Here is a 20,842-nt window from a genome sequence, read left to right on the forward strand (position 1 = left end):
GTGATCGGATGCGCTGCTGCCGGAATCGGTGGTGAGCGCCACGCCGGGTGCGGCGGCCGACGTGTCGAGCGTGAAGCTGAACGAAGTCGGATCGGACGTGTTGCCGGCGATATCGGTCTGCCGGACCTGTACGTCGTTCAGGCCTTCGGTGGCGCTGAAACTGGTGCTCCACGTATGACCGCCATCGGTCGAATATTCGACGGTGGCGCCGGTTTCGACGCCGGCCAGGTTCAGCGTGCCGACATTGGTGATGTGATCGGACGCACTGCTGCCGGAATCGGTGGTGAGGGCCACGCCGGGGGCGGCGGCCGACGTGTCGAGCGTGAAGTTGAACGACGTCGCCGACGACGTGTTGCCGGCGATATCGGTTTGCCGGACCTGCACATCGTTCAGGCCTTCGGTGGCACTGAAACTGGTGTTCCAGGTGTGGCCGCCGTCGATCGAGTATTCGACGGTGGCGCCGGTTTCGACACCGGACAGGTTCAGCGTGCCGACATTGGTGACGTGATCGGACGCACTGCTGCCGGAATCGGTGGTGAGGGCAACGCCCGGTGCAGCCGCCGAGGTGTCGAGCGTGAAGCTGAACGACGTCGTCGACGACGTGTTGCCGGCGATATCGGTCTGCCGGACCTGGACGTTGTTCGTGCCTTCGATGGCGTTGAAGCTGGTGCTCCAGTGCGCGCCGTTGTCGACGCTGTACTGCACCGTGGCGCCGGATTCGACACCGGTCAGGTTCAACGTGCCGACATTGGTGACGTGGTCGGACGCATTGCTGCCGGAATCGGTGGTGAGCGCCACCCCGGGCGCGGCAGCCGACGTGTCGAGCGTGAAATTGAACGACGTCGCCGACGAGGTGTTGCCCGCGACGTCGATCTGGCGGACCTGCACGTTGTTCACGCCTTCCAGGGCACCGAAACTGGTGCTCCAGTGCGCACCGTTGTCGACGCTGTACTGCACGGTGGCGCCGGTTTCGATGCCGGTGAGGTTCAACGTACCGACATTAGTGACGTGATCGACAGCGCTGCTGCCCGAATCGACCGCCAACGCCACACCGGGCGCGGCAGCCGACGTATCGAGCGTGAAGCTGAACGACGTCGCCGATGACGTATTGCCGGCGACGTCAACCTGCCGGACCTGCACGTTGTTTACGCCTTCGAGCGCACCGAAGCTGGTGCTCCAGTGCGCGCCGTTATCGACGCTGTACTGCACGGTGGCGCCATTCTCGATGCCGGACAGGTTCAACGTGCCGACATTAGTGACGTGATCAACAGCGCTGCTGCCCGAATCGACCGCCAGCGCCACACCGGGCGCGGCAGCCGACGTATCGAGCGTGAAGCTGAACGACGTCGCCGCCGACGTGTTGCCGGCGACGTCGATCTGCCGGACCTGGACGTTGTTCGTGCCTTCGACCGCGCTGAAGCTGGTGTTCCAGTGCGCACCGCCGTCGACGCTGTACTGCACGGTGGCGCCGGTTTCGACGCCGGTCAGGTTCAACTTACCGACATTGGTGACGTGATCAACAGCGCTGCTGCCCGAATCGACCGCCAGCGCCACACCCGGCGCAGCCGCCGCCGTATCGAGCGTGAAGCTGAACGATGTCGCCGCCGACGTGTTGCCTGCGACGTCAACCTGCCGGACCTGCACGTTGTTCAACCCTTCGACGGCACTGAAGCTGGTGTTCCAATGCGCACCGTTATCGACGCTGTACTGCACGGTGGCGCCGGTTTCGATGCCGGTCAGGTTCAACGTACCGACATTGGTGACGTGATCAACAGCACTGCTGCCCGAATCGACCGCCAGCGCCACACCGGGCGCGGCAGCCGACGTATCAAGCGTGAAACTGAACGACGTCGCCGCTGACGCATTGCCCGCGACGTCAACCTGCCGCACCTGCACATTGTTCACACCCTCGACCGCCCCGAAGCTGGTACTCCAATGCGCACCATTATCGACGCTGTACTGCACGGTCGCGCCACTCTGAACCCCGGTCACATTCAGCGTACCGACATTCGTGACGTGATCAACAGCACTACTGCCCGAATCGATCGCCAGCGCCACACCAGGCGCCACAGCCGCAGCCGTATCGAGCGTGAAACAGCACGACGCCGCCGCCGACGCATTGCCGGCGATGTCGACCTGCCGGACCAGCACGGTATTCGTTCCCTCGACCGCGCTGAAGCCGGTGCTCCAGTGCGCGCCGTTGTCGGTGCTGTACTGAACGGTCGCGCCGTGTGCGATCCCGCCGAGCGAAAGCGTGCAGTCCGACGTGATGTGGTCGGTGGCCGAACTGCCCGTGTCGTGCGCCAGCGCGACGACAGGGGCGGGCGGTGCAATATCGACATAGGCGGTCGCCCAGCTCAGCGTGCCGTTGCCCAACCGGATGGCGTACGTGAAGCTGTCCTGCGCGTAGCCGAGCGTATTGAAGCTGTTCGACAGCCATGACGCATCGAGATGGCTCGCATCGTATCCGACCTTGCCGTCCGACGTGACCCAGATGTGCGCGCCGTGCGCGCTGTAATCCATGCTCACGGCTTCGGCTCTTGCCGTGTCCTGCGTCAGCAGCGCGGTCTGCTCGAGCGCGACGGTCGCTTCGGTGCCGGAGTCGAGCGAGTAGAGCGTCTTGGCCGCGCCGCCGAGATCGTTCGCCATCACGTTCAGGTAGACGGTGGTGAGTGCATTGTCGGTGAGCCCTGTCTGCGCCGACATGAACACATCGTCTTGTGCCTGCGGCGTATTGCTGATGGACACCGCGGTGCCGTTCGAAGTCGTCGCCATGTCGTGCTCCCCGTCCTGTCTGATGTGTATTGATGCAGGCATTTCGCCGCCCCATGCGGCGCTCGCCTGCGGATCTGCAAATCGGTCTTCGTATCAGCGCTCGCGCAACGCCATTTCCTTGGTCTTGATGACGGGCTTGAGCAGGTAATGCAATACGGTCCGGCGGCCGGTCCGGATGTCGACCGTCGCGATCATGCCCGGCACGATCGCGACCGGCTGGCTGCGGCCGCTCGGCTTGTTCTGCCGCGTGCGCACCAGCACGCGGTAGTAGCTGTCGGGTTTCTCGCCGGGGCGGTCGGGCACGATCGTGTCGGCGCTGATGTCCTCGACGACGGCCGGAAAGCCGCCGTAGATGGAAAAGTCGTACGCGGAGAGCTTGACCGTCGCGTCCTGCCCCGGATGCAGGAACGCGATGTCCGCGGGCCGCACGCGCGCTTCGATCAGCAGCGTGTCGTCCAGCGGCACGATCTCCAGCAGGTCCATCCCCGGCTGGATCACGCCGCCGACGGTGTTGATCTTGATCTGCTTGACCATGCCCTTCAGCGGCGCCCGCACCAGCGTGCGCGTGACGCGATCCTCGAGCGCCACATTGGCCGCGCTCAGCGCGGACTGTTCGGCGCGCGCCTGGTTCAGCTCCTTCATCGCGTCGGCGCGGAAGTGCGCGGTCGTTTCGTCGATCTTCTGGCGCGCTTCGCGATAGGCGGCTTCCAGCCGCGGCATCGCCAGCCGCGTCGCGTCGAGGTCGCCTTTCATGTCGTTGGCCTGCCGTTCGAGCCGCAGGACTTCGACATCGGATACCGCGCCTTTCTGCACGAGCGGGCTCGTCAGCGCCAGCTCCTTCGCGACGAGGCCATAGCTATGCTGCAGCTGCGCCTGGCGCGAACGTTTCTCCGCGAGTTCCTGGCGATGCTGTTCGGCCTGTTGCCTGAGCACGTCCAGATTGGCCTGCAATTCGCGCTGGCGCGATGCGAACAGCGAGCGCTCTTCGTCCAGCAGGCCGGGGCTCGTCTGCGCCAGCCGATCGGGTGCGACGAACGCGGCGCCGTTCGCCTCGGCGGTGAGGCGCGCGATCCGGGCAAGCAGCGCGGCATCCTTCGCCTGTCCTTCCTTGTACGACGACGTGAAGCGCGTATCGTCGATGCGCATCAGCGGCTGGCCTTTCTGCACGACCTGTCCCACGCGCACCATGATCTCGGAGACGATGCCGCCCTCGAGGTTCTGCACCACCTGCACCCGGCTGGACGGGATCACCTTGCCTTCGCCGACGGTCACTTCGTCCACTTCGGCGAACGCGGACCAGGCGAGGGCGACGACGAAGAAGGCGAGCGTCGCCCAGAGTATCCAGTGGCTGAAATAGCGCGGCCCTTCCATTGCCGCAGCGCAGCGTTCGCGCATGAACGCCGTATCGTCGGCGCGCGGCCTGAGGGCCGCGCCGATCCGTGCGACCAGCGCCTTGAGCGCCGCGGCGCGGTTCATCGTCGGCGTATCCGCGCCGTCGGGTTCAGCCAGCAGCGACATGGAGCGTCCTCCCTGCAAGCGCGGCCAGGACCTGGTCCTTCGGGCCGTCGGCGACGACGCGGCCCTGATCCATCACGATCAGGCGGTCGACGAGCGTGAGCAGCGACGGGCGATGCGTGACGAGCAGCAGCGTGCGGCCCTCGAGGCGGGCCGCGAGCCGCGCCTTGAACAGTTCCTCGGACCGGTTGTCCATCGCGCTGCTGGGCTCGTCGAGCAACAGCACCTGCGGCGACAGCAACATCGCGCGGGCGATCGCGACCGCTTGACGCTGTCCGCCGGACAACGCTTCGCCGCGCTCGCCGACGGCGAGATCGAAGCCGTTCGGCAAGCGGTTGACGAAGTCGGCGACCCCGGCGACCTGCGCGGCGCGCAGCACGGCGTCGTCGTCCACGCCGGGCGCGCCCAGCACGATGTTGTCCCGCACGGTGCCGTTGAACAGCATCACGTCCTGCGGCACGTGGCCGATCCCGCGCCGCAGCGCGGCGGGATCGTACTGGCGCAGTTCGACGCCGTCGATCAGTACGTTGCCGGAAGCGGGCGGATAGAGCCCCAGGATGAGTTTTTCGATCGTGGTCTTGCCCGAGCCGACGCGTCCGATGATGCCGACGCGCTCGCCCGCGGCGATGCGGAACGACACGCCGTCGAGCGACGTGCCGCTCTGGCCCGGGTACGCGAAGCCGACGTTCCGGAATTCGATCTCGCCGCGCAGCGCCGGCCGGTGCACGAAGCGCTGGTCGGCCGGGCGCTCGCCGGGCAGGTTCATCACGCCGCTGATCGACGCCAGCGCGCTGCGGGACTGGTGGTAGCGGGTCAGCAGCGACGCCACCTGGCCCATCGGCGCCAGCGCGCGGCCCGTCAGGGTCGTGCAGGCGATCAGGCCGCCGGTCGTGAGGCGGTCGTCGCCAATCATATAGACGCCGCACAGGACTACGGCGAGATAGGCCACCTGTTGGGAGAACATCGCAAAATTGACCGCGCATCCCGACAGCAGGCGCGACTTGAGCCCGAGCCGCGCGATCTCGCCCAGCAACTGCTCCCAGCGGGCCTGCATCGGCCCTTCCGCGCCGTTGACCTTGATCGTTTCGAGGCCGACCAGCGTTTCGATCAGCAGCGCCTGCCGTTGGCTCGCGTGGCGCTGGCTGGCCTGCACGGCCCGCGCGAGCGGCCCCTGCACGGCAACGCCCCCGCCGATCACGAGCGGCAGCGCCATCAGCGGCAGCCAGCCGAGCCCGCCGCCGACCCAGAACATCGCCGCGATGAACACCACCGAAAACGGCAGGTCGATCAGCGCCGCCGCGGTGGCCGACGTGAGGAAATCGCGCACCGCTTCGAATTCCTGGATCTGCGACGCGAATCCGCCGACCGACGGCGGGCGCGCGGCCATCCGGATGCCGAGCACTTTTTCGAACAGGTTGGCGGACAGGATCACGTCGATCTTCTTGCCGGCCATGTCGATGAAATAGCCGCGCAACGTGCGCATCACCACGTCGAACACGATCACGAGCACGATGCCCGCCGCCAGCGCCCACAACGTCTCGAGCGCGTGGTTCGGCACGACCCGGTCGTAAACGTTCATCGTGAACAGCGGCATGGCCAGCGCAAACAGGTTGACCAGCATCGACGCGAGCATCACTTCCGCGTAGATCGGCCACGACTGCGCGACCACGCCCCAGAACCAGTTGCGCGGGCGCGGCACGGCGCTTTCCGCGTCGCGCGCGTCGAACCGGTGGGTGGGGCGCGCGAACAGGACGAGGCCGGCATGGCGTTGCGCGAGCTCGGCCGGGGCGAGCGCTGCCTCGCCGCAGCCGGTTTCGGGAAGGATCACCTGCACGGTGCCGGACGCGTTTCTGCGAACCAGCACGCATGCCTGCCCGTCGTTCAGCAGCAGCACGACGGGCAAGACCGCGTCCGGGATGTCGTCGAGCGCGCGCCGGGCCAGTTTGGCGGAAAGGCCCGCGCGCGCCGCTGCCCGGATGAACAGCGCCGGCGTCAGGCGCTGGCCGGCCAGCGGCAGGCCGGCCACGAGCGCGTCGGCGCCCACGGGCCGGTCGAACAGCCGCGTCAACACAAGCAGGCAGCCCAGCAGCGGATCGTCCTCGATGCCCGATCCGTGGGGCAGCTCCCATGCACGCGCGCCTGCCGCGCCCGCCGCGGCTTCCGTCGTGGCGGCGTGCATTACAGTACGCCGCCACGCAGGTGACGGTCGGACTGGTGCGGCAGTCCCCCCGGCGCGGATATCCCCGCCGTCAAGCGCTTTGTCTTGCTCATGCGCTACCCCGATGTTGTTCGTTCGATGTCCGTCGCTTGGTGCGACTGCTTGTCGACTACTGCCTTACGTCGGAGCAACAGCAAGTAGCGGGCCAGATGGGGTGGTGGGCGCGCGCAGCACGGCGGTGCGTGCTTGCGCGAGCCGGCCGGCCGGCGCGAATGGCGATTTGGTTTCGGATCTGATACGAATGAATGCGCGTGGCGTTGCGGACGTGCGCGGCGCGATGCGCGGTGGCGCTCACGCTCTCGTGCGCGGATCAAGATGGCAGGGCAGCAGGGCGGTGGCGAACCGTCGCCGTGGCGCAAGCGGGGCGCTGGGCCCGGCCTCGAGAAATGTTTCAGCGCTGAAACGTCCGGGGTGTCGCGACGTATCGCCGATGCAACGTGGTAAGGCCGGGGGCCGGCAGGCTTGCCGCAGGCGCGCCCGCGATCCGTGGCAGGCGCCGCGTGCGCGCACGCTGTTCACGCGTCCCGCGACGTCGCCGCGGCGCACGCTGCTGTTCCGTCTCGGCGCGGTCGTGGTGCTGTGCATGCTCGCGTTTCTCGTGCTGTATCTCGATCGCGACGGCCTGCGCGATTCGACCAAGAGCACGCCGATGGGCATCGCCGATCTCGTCTATTTCACGATGGTCACGGTCGCGACGGTTGGCTACGGCGACATCGTGCCGGTCACCGCGCGGGCGCGGCTGATCGATGCATTCCTCATCGTGCCGATCTGCATCGGCATCTGGTTCATCTTCCTGGGCACGGCGTATCAGTTCGTGATCCAGCGCGTTGTCGAGGAATTCCGCATGAAACGCCTGCAAAAGCAACTGACCGATCACATCGTCGTGTCCGGCTCGATCGCCGTGCGCGAGCTGCTCGACAGCGGCGTCGATCCGGCGACGGTGATCGTGATCGACGCGCAGCAGCAGGCGCTCAAGGCCGCGACGTCGCTCGGCGTGACCGGGCTGCTCGGCGACCCCGCGCACGAGGACCTGCTGCAGCAGGCGCAAGTGCGCTCGGCGAAGGCCGTGATCATCTCGGTGACCGACGACCCGACCGCGATCCTGCTGACGCTGTCGGTGCGCAGCATCGCGCCCGAGACGAAGATCGTCGTGCGGATCCAGAAGAACCTGTATCAGCGGCAACTGCGCCAGGCGGACGTGATCGTGTCGTCGACGAAGATCGGCGCGCTGCTGCTCGCCGATGCGGTGCACAGCCGCTACATCGTGCCGTTCGTCAACGACATGCTGTCGACCCGCGGCCGCGCGCCACGGCGTGAGCTTGCCGTCCGCCACGTCCTGAATGACCTTGAATCGATCCAGCTCCCGCATGCTCATGGTGATCAGTCCAGGTTGGCCCACGATGCGCTCCAGCAGTTCAAACCGCCGCCAGCATGCGCCGAAACCCTCGAACTACGACATTTCAACTTTGCCCAGATGCGACATTACAACTTTGCTCCCACATCAAAAAATTCGATCATCGGCAAAGTGTCAACCGATAATTTATTTCGGTTAATTCGGTGCCCGAATAATCGATTCGGACTACCGTGTCTCACCTTTCCGCTATGCGACTGCGCCCCGCGCAGCCCTGTCCCAGCGTGCGTTTCGCACCGATTCAATTCCTGTCAGAAACCTTGTAACGCTTAGTCGGGCTGTGCACCGAATGCGGCCCGAATATCGCATTTAGGTCAATCCATTTCAAATGAAAAAGACCAATCGGGGTGCGGACTTAATAGCGTGGATGCCGGGACGAATCGTGTTTGAGGAACGGCCGATGTTTTCGCCCGCGCAATTCATGACGCTGATTTCTACCACTGACGCGCTCATGCGTCGCCTTGTGCGGGGGTACTGATGAAACTGCGATTGCTGATGCAACTGCTGATGCTGGCTCACCGTGCGGGCGTTAAGCGCGGAAGAGGCGACACCCGGCCGTGCAGCGCGGGTTCGCTGTTGTGCGAAGCGCCGCACCCGATCGAGGCTCAAGACCTCGGCATGCTGCTCGCAGCCGTGACGGAAAATGAGTCGGTGATCGAATGAGCGCGGCCGAGTGGTGCGCTTCGTGGGCCGTGTGCATCGCTGGGGCATGGGCGATCGAGCGCGGCATTTCGTGGGTACAGCGGAGGGCGTGGCGATGATGGTCGGTCTGCAGTGGTGGATTTTCGCGTGCGTGATGACGGCGGCCATGCTGGGCGGCTGCGGGCGTGCGAACGGGAGCGACGCAAAGGTGGTGTATCGCGAAGGCAACGACGGGAATCTGATGACGGCGTACGACCGTGAATCGGGGTGCTGGTACGTGCTGAACGGACACGGCATCACCCCGCGCCTTGGGGCGGACGGTAAGCCGATGTGTGGTGGCGCGAAATGAGCGGCTCGGCGGCGTTCGAGGATCTCGGTTACCGGATTGAGGATGGAGATATCGGATATGTGGGTGCTTCCCATGCGTCTTTCGTATCAAAAATTCCCGCGCGGATCAGCGGTCGCGCGACGGAAATGGGCTCGGCGATATGCCGCGAGCTGGTGGGGCAACTGCGCGCGCGCTTTCAGCCACGCGGCGAGCGTGAAGGCACGCGCCCCATTGCGCCGTACGCGTATCAAGCGGCGGTCGCGTACGTGACGCAGGGGCGCCGCTGATGTGGGTCTATGCCGTCGACGCGAAAGCGTCCGTCGAAGCGTTGCCGGCCGCGCAAGGCCTGCGCAAGCGCGTGCCGCTGCGCTGGTATGCGCGCGCCGTGCGCGAGGCGCTCGCGGCGGGGCGGAAGTCGGCGCACAGGCGGCAGGCGTCGCACATGTTCGACGTGGGCGCGGCCGGCGAGGCGCTCGCGGCGTTCGCGGTAGACCACGCGCCGAGCGACGCGGCGATCCGGCCGGATGCCGGCGATTGGGAAATCGTAGAGAAGGCGCGACGCATCGCGGCCGACGTGCAATTGGCGACGCACGGGCTGGAGATTGGCGACGCGCTGATCGTGGCGCGCGTGCGCTGCGATCTGTACGGCGTGGCGATGCCGGATATCGAGGATGCGGAAGGGCAAGTCGCGCGCGTGCGCTGCGAGTTGTGGTGGCGGCGTCGACTGCGCACGCAGCACGCGCGCGGCGCCGAAGCGTCGAGCGTGCGCCTGCGGTTGGTGCATTACGGCGGCGACCCCTACGCGAGCCGCGAGGCGGTCGCGCGGCGCCTGGGGCAGAACGCGCGGAACCGGCTGACGCTGGAATCCGTCGTGGTCGAGAACGATGAGGGCTATCGCGCGACGCTCGCAGAGCTGGCTGACAAGGGCACCGCGAACAAGGCGATTCGCCGCGGCGAGCTGATGACGCGCTTGCGCGGTTGCGAGGATTTGGCGGTCGACGCGCGGTTCGATGCGGTGATGTTCACGCTGACGTGCCCGTCGCGGTTTCACGCGGTGCGCCAGCTCGGCAAGGGCATGCGCTTCGTGCCGAACAAGAAATACGACCCGGCGCTGACCCCGCGCGACGGACAGGCGTATCTGCGCCGCGTATGGGCGCGCATCCGTGCGGAGCTGGCGCGGCTGGGCGTGCGCTATTTCGGGATGCGCGTCGCGGAACCGCACCACGACGCGACACCGCACTGGCACGGGCTCGCGTTCTCCGACGACATAGCGACGTTCGAGCGCGTCATGCGAAAGCACGGCCTGCAGGATTCGGGCGATGAGCGCGGCGCGCAGGAGCGGCGCGTGAAGTTCGAGCGGATCGACCGCGCGCGCGGCTCGGCGGTCGGCTACATCGCGAAATACATCGCGAAGAACGTCGACGGCGCGCACGTAGGCGACCACAAGACGAACGAGGGTTTCGTGGTGGCGCCCGATCTGCTGGGCGATCTGGAAATCACGCCGTCGCAGCGCGTCGAGACGTGGGCGGCGACGTGGGGAATCCGGCAGTTTCAGCAATTCGGCGGGGCGCCGGTGGGCGTGTGGCGCGAGCTGCGCCGCGTGAAAGAGGAGGATTTGCCGCGTGAGGACGAATCGACTGCAGTGCGCGACGCATGGGCGGCAGCGCAAAAGACTGCGGAGCGGCCGGCGGATTGGGCGGCCTACTGCCGGGCGATGGGTGGCGTTGCGGGTGAGGCGCGCGCCGTCTGCGTGAAGCGCGTGCCGACGATCCGCGAGGGGCGCTACGGCGCCGCGCGCGTGCTGGTGCCGCACGGCGTCGCCGCGCGCGGCGTCGCGACGGTGACGGATGGGATTTGCCGCGGCTACTCGATCGAAACCGAGATTTTCGTTCCGTCGACGCGGCATGAATGGCGGGTGGTTTCGCGCAGCGGCGCAGCCGCGAGCACTCGGACTTGTGTCAATAACTGTACGGGAGGGAGTGGTGATGGGACGGGTGACCGCAGACGGGACGGTGATGGAAGGGGGGCGCTGGCTTACCGCCGACGAGCTTCAGCACTTCAAGGAACTGGCGATCGCGGTGCGGGTGCAATACCAAGCTCTGCCGCCGCTGATTAAGACGATGGGCGCCGACAAGTTTCAGCCGGCGTTCGCACTGGTTAGCGCCGTCGAGGCGCTGTAATTCGCTGCATTTCGCAGCATTCTTCAGGAGAGCACCATGTTCAATAGCTTCAAGGCACTGATCGAGAAAATGCGCAGCAATATCGAGCACCGTCTGCACTTGGCGGACGAGCTGGAGGCGCTGGAGGCGCGCGTGACGGCGGTCGAGGCGTATCTGCCGAAGCCGGCGCCGGCAGAATCGGCGCCGGTCGACGGCGCGGCAGCCCAGCAAGCGTAACGGGAGGCGCCATGCCGTATCTCGGAAAAGCCGATTGCCACGTGTGTGATCGCGAGGTCGATGTATCGGAAAGCCGCAACGGCATGGCGTACTACCGCTGTGCCGCGTGCGGCGCGTGGATGCAGCTGAAGGGCGCGCGCGGCGATCGGCTGCTGCGCCAGCATATCCGTGCGTTTCACGACCCCGACGCGGCCCCGCCGACCCCGGCGAAACCCAGCGAAACGCAACCCACGCCGGCCCCGCAGCCGGCCCCGCAAACCAAGGCCGAGCCGGCGCCTAAGCCGCGCCCGAAAGCCGGATTTTGGAGCGTATGACGATGCCCCCCATTCAAGACACCCGCGCCGATTCGACGCTCGATCGGACCGGCGACCAGCAGCCGGCCGACGTGCTGGGCGCGATCGCGCAAGAGGAAATCGACGCGGACGCGGCGCTTGCCGCGAAGATCGAGAAGCAAGTGCAGGACGATGCGGAAGCGGCGTTCGCCGCGCTGGCCGACGATTGGTCCGGCGCGATGCGCCACGCGGCCGATATCGTGACGGCGGCAGCGCCGGAGCTGAAGCCGGTGTGGAACGTCGACGCGATGAACCGCATCGGCGCGGCGCTCGCGCGCTGCGATCTGCACTACGGCTGGGGCGGTGCCGCGCAACTGTTCGGCCATCCTCTGGTCGCGCTCGGCGTCGCATCCATGCCGGTCGTGATCGGCACCGCCGCCTATTTCAAGGCGAAACAGGCAGAGGCGCGCGCGGCCGCGCTGGCCGCGCGGAACGCGATCGCGGACGCGCGCACCGGGCCGATGACGAAGCCAGGGCATCCCGGCGCACCGGTCGCGCCGGTCCCGGCCGGGCCGCACCTAGGCGATGTGATCGACGTATCGCTGGCGCGTGACACGGTGCAGGCATGAGCGGCGCCGCCATCACCAATAGCGCGGACATCATCGGCGTGGTCGGTGCGTCGGGCATGGGAAAGGGGCTCTACGTGAAAGACTACCTGCGGCGCCTGCGTGCGTCGCGGGGCGTGCTGGTGTGGTCGCCGCTGGAGGACACCGACGACTACGCGGACGTGATCGGCGGTGAGCGGGTCGACTCGATCGCCGCGCTGGTGGCGGCGATCAGGGCTGGAAAGCGGCGACTGGTGTTCGTGCCGTCCCATAAGCCGACGACGCTGAAGGAACAGTTCGATCGATTCTGCCGTGTGGTGTGGGAGCTGGACGGCTGGGCGGTCGTGGTCGAGGAACTGTCCAACGTGACGATGGCGAGCTGGGCGCCGCCGGCATGGAAGAAGATCAGCACAGCGGGGCGCCACAAGGGGCTGACGGTGATCGGCACCAGTCAGCGGCCGGCGCACGTCGACAAGGATTTCTTTGGCAACTGCACGCAACTGCGGTGCTACCGGGTCGGCTACCGCAGCGATGCTGTCGCGATGGCCGACGTGATGTTCGTGGATAACCCGGCGGAACACCGGACCCTGCTCAAGCTCGACCAGTTCCACTACATCCACCGCGACAAATTTGCCGGCATCAACACGCCCGGCGTCGTTTCTCCGCCAAAAAAACGCTGATTTTGGCGTCCGGTCGAGCCTGCGAAACGCTGCAAAACGCTGCGTTTCGCAGGATTCGACCATTTCTCGATCCGCCGCGACGATCCGGGCTACACCACTCCATCAAGGTGCCCCGTGTCCACCGGAACCCCGTCCTACCTGCCGAGCCGCTACCGCTTGTCGCAAGAAATCATCGCGACAACGGTCGGCGTGCTCGTCGCCGCCTGGATCATTTCCAAGGTGCCGAGCCTGAAAGCGCTGGTCGACGGAAACACGATCTGGAACACGGAACAAACCCTGTTTCCCACTTCGTGAGGATCGAATGAACAAGGCTCATCTGCATGCAGCACTCGCCACGCTCGCCACGTTCGCCGTGGTCGCGTTCATCCAGAAAAACGTGATGCCGGTGCCGGTCGTCGGCGCGTATCTGCCGGGCGGTCAGTAACCCGCTATCGCGCCGCGCGCTGCCGCGCGCTCGCCATTCACATTTCAGGAGAACGCGCCATGCGCAAGGAAAGACTCGTCAACTTCCAGAACATCGCCGCAGGCCAAGTGGCGATCTTGACGTGCCCGATCGGGCCGACCTATGAACGCTTCAAGATCAACCTGACCGGCGGGCTGCTGATCACGCATCTCGATCAGATCGTCGGCAAGATCAACGACAAGCCGTTCTTCACGGTCAGCGGCGCCGATCTGCTCGCCGAAAACCTCTACGAAGGGCGGTCGAATCCGACCACGCTCGTCCTGCTCGATTTCCTGCGCCAGAACGCAAAATCGAGCGCGTCGAAGATGGGCGCAACCGCGCAGACCAGCGAGCAAATGCTCACGGCGCTGTCGAGCGCGCTGATGCAAAAGCTCACGTTCGAATTCACGATCAACGGGAGCGCGCCGGGCGGCTCGAACATGGTCGCGTTTGCGCAGCTCAACGACCCATCCAAGAACCCGATGGCGCTCAAGCAGCTCTATTCGGCGTTCGCGTTCCCGAACGCGCAGGACAACGACATCGTGCTGGCGGTCGGCCGCGCCGGCGCGATCATCAAGAAGCTGTACATCCACCAGTCGAACTATGGCGCGGGCGGCGCAGGCGCGATCAGCTACATGCAGGTGCGCAACCAAGGTGTGATCATCTGGGAAGGGGCGCCCGCCGACGCGGCCGGCGATCAGGGCGACTACGGCAAGGTGCAGCAGAACGGCCTGACGGTGGTCGACTTCGATCTGCAGGGCTTTCGCGAAAAGTGGCTCAACACGGCGCTCACGCAGAACGTGTTCCTTCGCCTCACGACCACCGGCGGCCCGTTCAACGGCCGGCTGTATCAATCGATCGTTGACCCGGTGCAGCGCGCGTAACGCGGCGTCCGTTCAACCCACAAGGGAGGGCGTATGTCGCTTTTCGACTTCACCATGCCGGACGGGTCGAGCGGCGCCGACCCGTCGACGCTCGACGCATACAGCGCGGGCGGCAGCGATACGACCGACTGGTCGACGCTGACCGGTGTGACCAGCGGGTCGCCGGGCGCCGGCTACGGCTTCGCGACCGGCACCGACACGTTGCCGCAGTCGGCATCGTCGCAAACGCTCGGTCAGCTCCAATCGGGCGGCAGTTCGATCGACTGGAACACGATCCTGATGGGCGGCATGGCGGCGCTGGTATCGGCCGACTCGATCTCGCACGGGCTGACGGCGACCGGTCAAGCGCTGCCGACCTACAAGGCGCCGAACGGGAACGTGTATCCGGTCGGGCAAGGCCCGATCGGTTATCGATCGGGCGGCGGCTTCATGACGCTGTTGCTGATCGGCGCGGTGCTGTTTCTGATCGCGGAGGAAAAGTAATGGTCGCGCCACTGCCAGGGCTTTCGCTGCCGCCGCTGAATTTCGGCGGCGGCTCGGCCGCGCCGTCGAGCGCGTCGCTGTATGACCCGACGAGCTTCACGGATGGCGCGTTCGTCGTGTCCGGTTCGCCGCAACTCGGCACCAGCGTGGCCGGTGCAGTGGCGGGCGCGACAAACAGTTTCGGCATGTTCAACGTGAACAACCTGATGCCGTATCTGTTGATCGGGGGCGTGCTATGGCTCGCGCTGCGGCACCGCAAGTCAGCGTAAGAGAGACGGGCGCCGATGAGGCGCGGCCGTTGCTCGAGCGCGTCGAAGCGTTCATGACCAACGATCGTGAGACGGTAGCGGGGCTCGCGGCGGTTGGCCGCTGTTTCGTGATCGAGCAGGACGGACGGCCGGTCGCGGCGTATGTGTTGCAGCGACAGGGCGATGAATGTTTCGTGCTGGCGGCGGCTGGCGCGGTCGACTTCGATCTGACCGCGTTCGGGCTGGCGCTGATCGAGGCGCATGCGCGCGGCCTTGCCTCGGTCGCGTTTCAGACGCGCCGGCCGGGGCTGATTCGCAAGGCGAGCCGGCACGGCTACCGGATTGCCGGGCGCTGCGAAGCGGGCGTCATCATGAGGAAATCACTGTGATTCGGAACCCACAACAAATCAAATTGATGGCGCTGGGCCTGCCGCCCGTGCCGGCCAATGGCGGCGGCGGTTCGTCGGATTCGCAGGCGTCGACTACGACGACGAACGCTGACCAACGGCTGTCCGTTGCATCGGGCGTGGGCGCTACGGCATCGAGCGGCGGCACCGTCACGCTGAATGTGAGCCAGCTCGACGGCGGCGCCATCGCCCAAGCGTTCGGCCTCGGCGCGCACGCGCTCGACAATGCCGCGCAAGTCGGCACTGCCAGCATGAGCGCGGTGTCGCACACGGCCGAACTGGCGATCAACGGCATGTTGTCCGACTCGGCCGGCACGCGCAGCGCGTATGCGGACGCGGCGTCCGCGGCGATCGCCGCAGCCCGTGACGCCAGTAAGCAGGTAGCGAACGCATACGGTACAGCGACGACAGACGTGATGAACGCGTATGGAGACGCGAACGGTGCGATCAGCGCCGCGTATCAGGACACGCAAACCAGTAACGTGCGGACGCTGATGATCGGTGCGCTGATCGTCGCCGCGCTGGCGGTGTCGATGCCGCTGATCGCAAAGGAGGTCTGATGAAGACCTACACCGCGAAAATCAACGGGGCCGGCTCGCCGTTCCAATCGCCGATCGGTGGGCGCGTGCTGCTGATTCAGGCGTCCGATATCGGGCCGGTGCTGACGGTGATCCTGTCGGACGCGAAGGGCAATCGGTATGAGGTCGGCAACGTCGGCGCCGCGTTCAAGGCAAAGCCGGCGTTCGGTTTCACGTCGGTCGAAATCGACGCACCAGCCGCAGCGAACGTGACGTTCATCGTGTCGGATGGCGACGTGGACCTGCAGGCGAACGCAGCGGGCGTCACGGTGATCAACACGGGCGCGAACCCGGTGCCCGTCTCGCTGGTCGCCGAGCCCGGTGCGCCGGTGCCGGTGACGGTGCAGGGTAATGTGAACGTGACCGGCGCGCAGCTCACTGCGACGAACGTCGGCATCACGCAGGCGGGAAACGCTGCGGAGAATGCACCGGTGCCGGTCCCAGCGTTCAACACGGCCGCGCCGAATCAGGTGGCACTGCTGGCCGCAGCCGCGGCGCGACGCGCGGTGCGGTTCCGGAATGCCGGAACAGGGATGGCCTATATCGGTGGCGCAGGCGTGACGCCGAGCAACGCGGTGCTCGCGCTGAATCCCGGCGACGTGTGGACCGAAAACGACGCGGCGCCCGCCGCGTGGTTCGGGACCAGCGACAACGGCGCGACCATCAACATTCAGGTGCTGCAATGAGCGGATTCGTGCGCAAAGCCACGCTGCCGGCGCTCGCCGCATCGCTGCCGAACTGGAAGCGCGGCGGCGTCGCAGGCAAGAAAGTCGCGTGGGTGGGCGACTCGACCACCTACATCATCGCGACCACCGGACAAATCCAGAACTATCTAAATTCGACCTATGTGAGCGAGCCGGGTAGTCCGCTCTATGGCGTCACGAACCTCTGGTTCGGGTCGAACGGCAACACGCTGTACAACTTCCTGCACGGGACGCCCGCGGGATTCGGAATCGGCGACGTGATCGCGGCGGCCCCGGACCTGATCGTGTTGTGCTACGGCATCAATGACACTCGTCAGGGCGCCACGTCGCAAGCGCAGTTGGTGACGATGCTGAAACAGGCCGTCAACACGCTGCTGGCCGCGCTGCCGAATACGGATATCGTGCTTCGGATGCCGAATTCGTTTCTCACCACGGACCCGGGTGGCTTCGGTTACGTGGTTCCGATCTCGAATGCGCAGCAATACAGCTCGATCCTGCAGGGTGCGTATCTCGCGCTCGAAAATGTATGGCCGAACGTCCCGCTGGTGAAGATTCAGGGTGACGTGTTCCCGGAGGTATGCCCGGCAGCCGGCACCTTGTGGTCAAACCAGATTCACCCATCAGTGGCCGGATACGAGCGGATCATTGACGACGTGGTGCAAAAGCAAATCGGTTGGTATCCGGCCTACAGTGCGGCGCTCGCCGCGCAGGCGATTGCGACCGATTACACCAACGCACACACGTACTATCCGCGCGTGGTGGAAACAGACGATTACCAGTTGCTCACGACGGGCGCATTTAGCACGCAGGGCAGCGGCTACTTGAATTTCGGCGGCGACGTGGGTTGGGTCGGCCAGATCCTCCCGGGCGATATCGTCGTGCAAAACGGCCAGTCGGCATTCACGCTGCCGGCCACCGTGGGCGTGATCAATAACGCGGGCGTGATCGACCTCACGAACCTCGGCGCGGGCAATCCGACCTATGCGCAAGCGGGCGGCACGGTGTCGATCTACCGCCACAAATACGCGGGCATCGCGGCCGCGAAACCGTATCTCAGCGGGAGCACTGCCTATCCTGCGTCGCGTCGACTGCGGATTTCGGCTGCGGGCAACGGGTTCATTCGATTGCAGTCCATGCCCGGTGAAGAGCCGGACGTGACGACGTGGAATTTCCAGAACGGCGACGTACTGCTGTTGTCGGCGAGCGGTGTGGTCACGCTCGCCGGAATCAGCGTCTCGCTGGTGGCCGGCGCGCTGCAGATCAGCATGCCCGGTACCGACTTCACCGGGAACAGTGGACAGTGCTTCGTCGCCTCGAAAAACTTCGAGAAGCCCGGCGAACTGGAGCCCATGCCGGTGACGCTCGATCGCGTCGGCGTGCTCGCCGCTGAAACGCTCACGCGCACGATTACGCGCGGCGGCGTCTACGCGACGCTGATCGCGACCCTGCTCACAGTCGGCACGACGCAGACGACGGTGCAGCTGTACGACAACGGCACGCTGTTCGCGACGGTCACATTCCCGCCAAACAACGGGGCCGGCTCGATCGCGTGGGCGAGCGGTAGCAGCGCGACGATCCTGCCTGGTCACAAGATCACGGCCGTGATTACGCCGGGCACGAACGCGGCGGGCCTGTCGCTGGTGCTCGACGTATGAGCGCGGCGCCGCTGCTGATCCTCGCGGCCGGCGCGCTGATGCTGATGAACGCGAGCGCGGCCGAACAAGACGCGGCCAGCTTCACGCCGGGCGATGTGTTCGGCGGAATCACGGGGGACTATTTGGACATGACCACTTCAGCGACGGGCATCAACGGCGGCAATCGGCAAGCATTCCTCGATATGACCGCGCGCAGCGAATTGGGAGCAGCGTTGATCGCGGAAACCGATAACGGCTACAACGTGTTGGTGGGCGCGACGGCGGCGAACCCGCTCACCTTCAGCGACTACAGCACGCACCCGCGCATCCTGAACCGTGCATTGGATAGCACGGCGGCGGGCCGCTATCAAATCAACTGGCCGACGTTTCAGACGCTCGCGCGTCAAACCGGCGTCTCGGACTTCTCGCCCGACACGCAGGACATGTTTGCGCTGACGCTGGCCGCGAACAAGGGCGCGCTGGCCGATATCGACGCGGGCAATATCGAAGCGGCCATCGCGCGCTGCGCGCCGGTGTGGGCGTCGTTCGCGGGCGCCGGGTACGGTCAGCACGAAAACACGCTCGCGTCGCTGGTCGGCTGGTTTCAGGCGGCAGGGGGCACGGTGGCATGAGCAAACTGAACAATCTGGCAACCGGCCTCGGCGTCGCGGCGCTCGGTTTCGCGCTGGTGCAATATTTCCGCGCGAAATCGAGCGGCGCGAGCGCGGCCGGTAACGCGGCAATCGCGGCGAATCCGAACGCCGGCTCGATCTGGCAAACGCTTACCTTTCCGCTCGGTGATGCGTCCGGCGGCGTCAACATGACCGGCACGCTCGATCAGGTGTACAGCTCGACGGCGTGGAACCCGGACGCGATTTCGGCGCAAATCGGCGCCGATACGGTCGCGGCGATGGGGCAGGCCGGGCAGGGCATGGGGAATTCGTGGGGGTTCCACCTGTGAGCCTGAAAAGCGATGCGCTGGAGGTCGGCGTAACCGTCGTGCTGGCCGGTGCGGCGCTCTGGTATGTCGGCCGCAAGGTGTCGGGCGGCGTCTCGTCGCTCGGCAGCGCGATATCGAACGGGTTGCAGGCGGCTGGCGGGGCGGTGGTCGACACCGCATCGAGCGGCTGGAGCTCGGCGACGGCGCCCGTGCTGCCGACCGATAGCGGCGTGCCGGCGGTCGACGGCGCGGCGGCGCTCGGCAACGGCGTGGTGTCGGCGCCGGTCAATGCGGTGGACTCGCTGTCGATGGGGCTGATCGGCGGCAGTGGCGGAACATCGGGTAACGGCGGGCTCGGCGGCTGGCTCTGGCGCGTCATCAGCGGCGAGGCGTTCGCGCCGAGTGCATCCAGCACGCCGGATGCACAGGCACCGGTAGATGCCGGATTCGATCTTGGAAATTCGTCGGGGTGGTGAAAGCATGGGACTTCTTGACGCGATCTTAGGGCCGGCGGGCGGGGTGGTCAGCCTGTTCGATGACATCATCAAGCGCGCATGGCCGGACCCGGCGCAGCAGGCGCAAGCGCGGCTGCAGCTGCTCGACATGCAGCAGCGCGGCGAGCTCGCGGAACTCGACGCGGACCTGAAAACGCGGCTCGCGCAGATTCAGGTTGACGACGACGAAGCGAAGTCGGAAAGCCTGTTCAAGTCGGGATGGCGCCCGTTCGTCGGCTGGACGTGCGGCGCGGGCGTCGCGTATATGCTCGTCGTGCGGCCGGTCGTGTCGTGGGCGTGTGACGCCTTCTGGCACGTGCCGGCGCCACCCGCGATCGATACGATGGCGCTGCAGTCGATCCTGTTCAGCATGCTCGGCATCGCTGCGGCGCGCACCGTCGAAAAACTGAAGGGCGCGCAATGACGACTGCCGCGCTCAAGCTCGACCGATCGATTCCCGTGTGGGGGATCGTGTGCGCGCTCGCGACGTTGGCCGCGACCGGTGCGGGTGTGGTGTGGAATCTGTCCGGCATCGCGCACGACGTGTCGGAAGTGAAACAGACGCTTGTGGGCCTTCAGGCTCACGAAGAGAACCGCGACGCGCGCGTAACGGCGCTGGAGGCGCGCGTGGTGAAACTGGAAACCAGCGTCGACCTATGGAGGAAAGCACCATGACCAAGCGTCGTCGCACGCCCCCGCGCAACAAAGACGGCCGGTTTCGTCGCCGGAAGTAAAAAAGCCCCGCTTCGGCGGGGCTTTGTCGTTAGAAGGTCGAGCCGGCTGAGTGGCAGGATATGTCGATGAATTCATGCCCGGCCACGCGCACGCCGGATGACATCGCCTCGGCGCGGCTACCCTGGACAAGCGAATCACCCGTCGCTTGCGTGCCTTCGATCGTCACGCCGTATACGCGCGGCGGCGCCGTGCCGGGCCCGCGTTTGAACAGCCGGGAATTCTGCTCGAAACCGAACACGGCGACGACCGGCAGGCCATTGAACGTCAGACCGCGCCGCGGCGGGTAATACGTCAGGTCGGAAACGAGCGGACGATTAAACGACGCGGCTTCCGCGCGCACGAACGGCACGGCGCCGTCGAACACGTTGCAACTGAGGATCGGATAAGACAAGTCCTCGGCGTGGGCCGAAACGCAGGCGATGGACAGCGCGAGCGCGCCGATTTTTCTCAT

26 protein-coding genes and 1 pseudogene are annotated in these 20,842 nt (G+C 66.1%); 23 read left to right on the top strand and 4 right to left on the bottom strand.

Features of this window, described 5'->3' with window-relative positions; translation table 11 throughout:
* From U4012_RS06605 to U4012_RS06615, 3 genes are all read right to left on the bottom strand, one after another.
* On the bottom strand, positions 1 to 2,775 hold a 2,775-nt coding region (locus tag U4012_RS06605), incomplete at its 3' end, for a beta strand repeat-containing protein (RefSeq protein WP_321797096.1).
* Positions 2,776 to 2,868: 93 nt separating this feature from the next.
* Positions 2,869 to 4,293: an HlyD family type I secretion periplasmic adaptor subunit gene (locus U4012_RS06610; RefSeq protein ID WP_124489852.1), complete on the bottom strand. Its 1,425-nt coding sequence runs from the start codon at positions 4,291 to 4,293 to the stop codon at positions 2,869 to 2,871.
* Complete coding sequence (locus U4012_RS06615; protein ID WP_321797099.1) at positions 4,277 to 6,469, bottom strand: type I secretion system permease/ATPase; 2,193 nt, start codon at positions 6,467 to 6,469, stop codon at positions 4,277 to 4,279. Before U4012_RS06615 ends, U4012_RS06610 begins: the two co-directional genes overlap by 17 nt.
* A gap of 469 nt (positions 6,470 to 6,938) precedes the next feature.
* Between U4012_RS06615 and U4012_RS06620 the strand changes: the two are divergent.
* From U4012_RS06620 to U4012_RS06730, 23 genes and pseudogenes are all read left to right on the top strand, one after another.
* Positions 6,939 to 7,865, top strand: a pseudogene (locus tag U4012_RS06620) (potassium channel family protein); the annotation flags it as partial.
* A 531-nt stretch (positions 7,866 to 8,396) separates the two neighbouring features.
* Positions 8,397 to 8,582, top strand: coding sequence for a hypothetical protein (locus U4012_RS06625; protein ID WP_321797101.1), 186 nt, complete (start codon positions 8,397 to 8,399; stop codon positions 8,580 to 8,582).
* A 10-nt stretch (positions 8,583 to 8,592) separates the two neighbouring features.
* On the top strand, positions 8,593 to 8,910 hold the full coding sequence (locus U4012_RS06630; RefSeq protein ID WP_321797103.1) for a hypothetical protein: 318 nt from the start codon (positions 8,593 to 8,595) through the stop codon (positions 8,908 to 8,910).
* Positions 8,907 to 9,176 carry a hypothetical protein gene (locus tag U4012_RS06635; RefSeq protein ID WP_321797105.1) on the top strand — a complete coding sequence of 90 codons (270 nt, stop codon included), beginning with the start codon at positions 8,907 to 8,909 and terminating at the stop codon, positions 9,174 to 9,176. Before U4012_RS06630 ends, U4012_RS06635 begins: the two co-directional genes overlap by 4 nt.
* Positions 9,176 to 11,005 carry a replication endonuclease gene (locus U4012_RS06640; RefSeq protein ID WP_321797107.1) on the top strand — a complete coding sequence of 610 codons (1,830 nt, stop codon included), beginning with the start codon at positions 9,176 to 9,178 and terminating at the stop codon, positions 11,003 to 11,005. The genes U4012_RS06635 and U4012_RS06640 overlap by 1 nt, the downstream gene beginning before the upstream one ends.
* Positions 11,006 to 11,105: 100 nt before the next feature.
* Entirely contained in the window at positions 11,106 to 11,285 is a 180-nt protein-coding gene (locus U4012_RS06645; protein ID WP_321797109.1) for a hypothetical protein, read from the top strand.
* 11 nt (positions 11,286 to 11,296) lie between these two features.
* The gene (locus U4012_RS06650) at positions 11,297 to 11,599 is read left to right on the top strand and encodes a hypothetical protein (protein ID WP_321797111.1); all 303 of its coding nucleotides are present in this window, start codon (positions 11,297 to 11,299) and stop codon (positions 11,597 to 11,599) included.
* 2 nt (positions 11,600 to 11,601) lie between these two features.
* A complete protein-coding gene (locus U4012_RS06655; protein WP_321797113.1) occupies positions 11,602 to 12,186 on the top strand; it encodes a hypothetical protein in 585 nt (194 codons plus the stop codon).
* Positions 12,183 to 12,842: a hypothetical protein gene (locus tag U4012_RS06660; RefSeq protein WP_321797115.1), complete on the top strand. Its 660-nt coding sequence runs from the start codon at positions 12,183 to 12,185 to the stop codon at positions 12,840 to 12,842. Before U4012_RS06655 ends, U4012_RS06660 begins: the two co-directional genes overlap by 4 nt.
* A gap of 114 nt (positions 12,843 to 12,956) precedes the next feature.
* A complete protein-coding gene (locus tag U4012_RS06665) occupies positions 12,957 to 13,136 on the top strand; it encodes a hypothetical protein (RefSeq protein ID WP_321797116.1) in 180 nt (59 codons plus the stop codon).
* 7 nt (positions 13,137 to 13,143) lie between these two features.
* Positions 13,144 to 13,266, top strand: coding sequence for a hypothetical protein (locus U4012_RS06670; RefSeq protein ID WP_321797117.1), 123 nt, complete (start codon positions 13,144 to 13,146; stop codon positions 13,264 to 13,266).
* A gap of 59 nt (positions 13,267 to 13,325) precedes the next feature.
* The gene (locus U4012_RS06675; protein ID WP_321797118.1) at positions 13,326 to 14,168 is read left to right on the top strand and encodes a major capsid protein P2; all 843 of its coding nucleotides are present in this window, start codon (positions 13,326 to 13,328) and stop codon (positions 14,166 to 14,168) included.
* A gap of 33 nt (positions 14,169 to 14,201) precedes the next feature.
* Positions 14,202 to 14,651, top strand: a complete 450-nt coding sequence (locus tag U4012_RS06680; protein ID WP_321797119.1) for a hypothetical protein — start codon at positions 14,202 to 14,204, stop codon at positions 14,649 to 14,651.
* A complete protein-coding gene (locus U4012_RS06685; RefSeq protein WP_321797121.1) occupies positions 14,651 to 14,920 on the top strand; it encodes a hypothetical protein in 270 nt (89 codons plus the stop codon). The genes U4012_RS06680 and U4012_RS06685 overlap by 1 nt, the downstream gene beginning before the upstream one ends.
* 29 nt (positions 14,921 to 14,949) lie before the next feature.
* On the top strand, positions 14,950 to 15,288 hold the full coding sequence (locus U4012_RS06690; protein WP_321797123.1) for a hypothetical protein: 339 nt from the start codon (positions 14,950 to 14,952) through the stop codon (positions 15,286 to 15,288).
* A gap of 26 nt (positions 15,289 to 15,314) precedes the next feature.
* Positions 15,315 to 15,866 (top strand): hypothetical protein, encoded by a 552-nt coding sequence (locus U4012_RS06695; protein ID WP_321797124.1) that lies wholly within the window; start codon positions 15,315 to 15,317, stop codon positions 15,864 to 15,866.
* Complete coding sequence (locus U4012_RS06700; RefSeq protein ID WP_321797125.1) at positions 15,866 to 16,570, top strand: hypothetical protein; 705 nt, start codon at positions 15,866 to 15,868, stop codon at positions 16,568 to 16,570. Before U4012_RS06695 ends, U4012_RS06700 begins: the two co-directional genes overlap by 1 nt.
* Entirely contained in the window at positions 16,567 to 18,243 is a 1,677-nt protein-coding gene (locus tag U4012_RS06705) for an SGNH/GDSL hydrolase family protein (protein ID WP_321797126.1), read from the top strand. Before U4012_RS06700 ends, U4012_RS06705 begins: the two co-directional genes overlap by 4 nt.
* Positions 18,240 to 18,854 carry a glycoside hydrolase family 104 protein gene (locus U4012_RS06710; RefSeq protein WP_321797128.1) on the top strand — a complete coding sequence of 205 codons (615 nt, stop codon included), beginning with the start codon at positions 18,240 to 18,242 and terminating at the stop codon, positions 18,852 to 18,854. Before U4012_RS06705 ends, U4012_RS06710 begins: the two co-directional genes overlap by 4 nt.
* The gene (locus U4012_RS06715; protein WP_321797130.1) at positions 18,851 to 19,183 is read left to right on the top strand and encodes a hypothetical protein; all 333 of its coding nucleotides are present in this window, start codon (positions 18,851 to 18,853) and stop codon (positions 19,181 to 19,183) included. Before U4012_RS06710 ends, U4012_RS06715 begins: the two co-directional genes overlap by 4 nt.
* Positions 19,180 to 19,638, top strand: a complete 459-nt coding sequence (locus U4012_RS06720; RefSeq protein ID WP_321797131.1) for a hypothetical protein — start codon at positions 19,180 to 19,182, stop codon at positions 19,636 to 19,638. Before U4012_RS06715 ends, U4012_RS06720 begins: the two co-directional genes overlap by 4 nt.
* A 4-nt stretch (positions 19,639 to 19,642) precedes the next feature.
* Positions 19,643 to 20,080, top strand: a complete 438-nt coding sequence (locus U4012_RS06725; protein WP_321797132.1) for a 3TM-type holin — start codon at positions 19,643 to 19,645, stop codon at positions 20,078 to 20,080.
* Positions 20,077 to 20,331 (top strand): hypothetical protein, encoded by a 255-nt coding sequence (locus tag U4012_RS06730; RefSeq protein ID WP_321797134.1) that lies wholly within the window; start codon positions 20,077 to 20,079, stop codon positions 20,329 to 20,331. Before U4012_RS06725 ends, U4012_RS06730 begins: the two co-directional genes overlap by 4 nt.
* An 88-nt stretch (positions 20,332 to 20,419) precedes the next feature.
* Here U4012_RS06730 and U4012_RS06735 read toward each other — a convergent pair whose 3' ends face one another.
* Positions 20,420 to 20,842, bottom strand: coding sequence for a hypothetical protein (locus U4012_RS06735; RefSeq protein WP_321797136.1), 423 nt, complete (start codon positions 20,840 to 20,842; stop codon positions 20,420 to 20,422).

Origin of the sequence: Burkholderia sp. BCC1988 (assembly GCF_905339895.1) — a bacterium.
In the GTDB taxonomy this organism is placed as follows: Bacteria; Pseudomonadota; Gammaproteobacteria; order Burkholderiales; family Burkholderiaceae; genus Burkholderia.

Coding starts and splice junctions, on each gene's coding strand:
- U4012_RS06625 (WP_321797101.1), top strand. CDS start 8,397: ATGAAACTGCGATTGCTGATGCAACTGCTGATGCTGGCTCACCGTGCG.
- U4012_RS06705 (WP_321797126.1), top strand. CDS start 16,567: ATGAGCGGATTCGTGCGCAAAGCCACGCTGCCGGCGCTCGCCGCATCG.
- U4012_RS06655 (WP_321797113.1), top strand. CDS start 11,602: ATGCCCCCCATTCAAGACACCCGCGCCGATTCGACGCTCGATCGGACC.
- U4012_RS06670 (WP_321797117.1), top strand. CDS start 13,144: ATGAACAAGGCTCATCTGCATGCAGCACTCGCCACGCTCGCCACGTTC.
- U4012_RS06725 (WP_321797132.1), top strand. CDS start 19,643: ATGGGACTTCTTGACGCGATCTTAGGGCCGGCGGGCGGGGTGGTCAGC.
- U4012_RS06675 (WP_321797118.1), top strand. CDS start 13,326: ATGCGCAAGGAAAGACTCGTCAACTTCCAGAACATCGCCGCAGGCCAA.
- U4012_RS06695 (WP_321797124.1), top strand. CDS start 15,315: ATGGCGCTGGGCCTGCCGCCCGTGCCGGCCAATGGCGGCGGCGGTTCG.
- U4012_RS06700 (WP_321797125.1), top strand. CDS start 15,866: ATGAAGACCTACACCGCGAAAATCAACGGGGCCGGCTCGCCGTTCCAA.
- U4012_RS06645 (WP_321797109.1), top strand. CDS start 11,106: ATGTTCAATAGCTTCAAGGCACTGATCGAGAAAATGCGCAGCAATATC.
- U4012_RS06710 (WP_321797128.1), top strand. CDS start 18,240: ATGAGCGCGGCGCCGCTGCTGATCCTCGCGGCCGGCGCGCTGATGCTG.
- U4012_RS06715 (WP_321797130.1), top strand. CDS start 18,851: ATGAGCAAACTGAACAATCTGGCAACCGGCCTCGGCGTCGCGGCGCTC.
- U4012_RS06610 (WP_124489852.1), bottom strand. CDS start 4,293: ATGTCGCTGCTGGCTGAACCCGACGGCGCGGATACGCCGACGATGAAC.
- U4012_RS06615 (WP_321797099.1), bottom strand. CDS start 6,469: ATGCACGCCGCCACGACGGAAGCCGCGGCGGGCGCGGCAGGCGCGCGT.
- U4012_RS06660 (WP_321797115.1), top strand. CDS start 12,183: ATGAGCGGCGCCGCCATCACCAATAGCGCGGACATCATCGGCGTGGTC.
- U4012_RS06680 (WP_321797119.1), top strand. CDS start 14,202: ATGTCGCTTTTCGACTTCACCATGCCGGACGGGTCGAGCGGCGCCGAC.
- U4012_RS06685 (WP_321797121.1), top strand. CDS start 14,651: ATGGTCGCGCCACTGCCAGGGCTTTCGCTGCCGCCGCTGAATTTCGGC.
- U4012_RS06650 (WP_321797111.1), top strand. CDS start 11,297: ATGCCGTATCTCGGAAAAGCCGATTGCCACGTGTGTGATCGCGAGGTC.
- U4012_RS06635 (WP_321797105.1), top strand. CDS start 8,907: ATGAGCGGCTCGGCGGCGTTCGAGGATCTCGGTTACCGGATTGAGGAT.
- U4012_RS06730 (WP_321797134.1), top strand. CDS start 20,077: ATGACGACTGCCGCGCTCAAGCTCGACCGATCGATTCCCGTGTGGGGG.
- U4012_RS06735 (WP_321797136.1), bottom strand. CDS start 20,842: ATGAGAAAAATCGGCGCGCTCGCGCTGTCCATCGCCTGCGTTTCGGCC.
- U4012_RS06640 (WP_321797107.1), top strand. CDS start 9,176: ATGTGGGTCTATGCCGTCGACGCGAAAGCGTCCGTCGAAGCGTTGCCG.